The organism is Nonomuraea recticatena (genome assembly GCF_039533245.1).
Classification (GTDB): domain Bacteria; phylum Actinomycetota; class Actinomycetes; order Streptosporangiales; family Streptosporangiaceae; genus Nonomuraea; species Nonomuraea roseola.
On record NZ_BAAATE010000187.1, the window covers coordinates 1 to 547 of the forward strand.

At 71.3% G+C, this 547-nt stretch carries 2 protein-coding genes; both read right to left on the reverse strand.

The features are described from left to right. A partial coding sequence (locus ABFX50_RS51070) for a MoaD/ThiS family protein (protein WP_346158563.1) occupies positions 1-184 on the reverse strand: 184 nt, incomplete at its 3' end. A gap of 75 nt (positions 185-259) precedes the next feature. Further along, on the reverse strand, positions 260-547 hold a 288-nt coding region (locus ABFX50_RS51075; RefSeq protein WP_346158564.1), incomplete at its 5' end, for a Mov34/MPN/PAD-1 family protein.

The window sequence follows — 547 nt, forward strand, 5'->3', positions numbered from 1 at the left end:
CGTTGACGTAGACGTTGACGAACCGGTGCAGCGCGCCCTCCTTCACCAGGCGGGCCTTGATGCCGCCGTGGTTGCCCTCCAGGTCGTCGATGACCTCGGCGAGCGTGGCGCCCTTCGCCTCGACGGACTTCTGCCCGCCGGTGTGCGTGCGCAGGATCGTGGGGATGGAGACGGTGACGGCCATGCTTGCTTTCCTCCGTGGGACGGCGCGAACCGGACAGTGTGGCGCGGTGGTGCGGCTGCGGGGACCGGTCCTGGCTCAGGTCCGGTCGGGCGCGTCGTCCGCGCCGCTGGTCTGGGGCGCGTAGGAGTCGACGACCTCCACGGGCTCCTCGGTGATCACGCCGTCGACGATCCGGTACGAGCGCAGCTCGTGGCGCTCCGGGTCGCGGGTGGACACCAGCACGTAGTGGGCGTCGGGCTCGTGGGCGTAGGAGACGTCGGTCCGCGACGGGTACGCCTCGGTCGCGGTGTGCGAGTGGTAGATGACCACCGGCACCTCGTCCGCGCGCTCCATCTCCCGGTGCACGCGCAGCTGCTCGGCCGC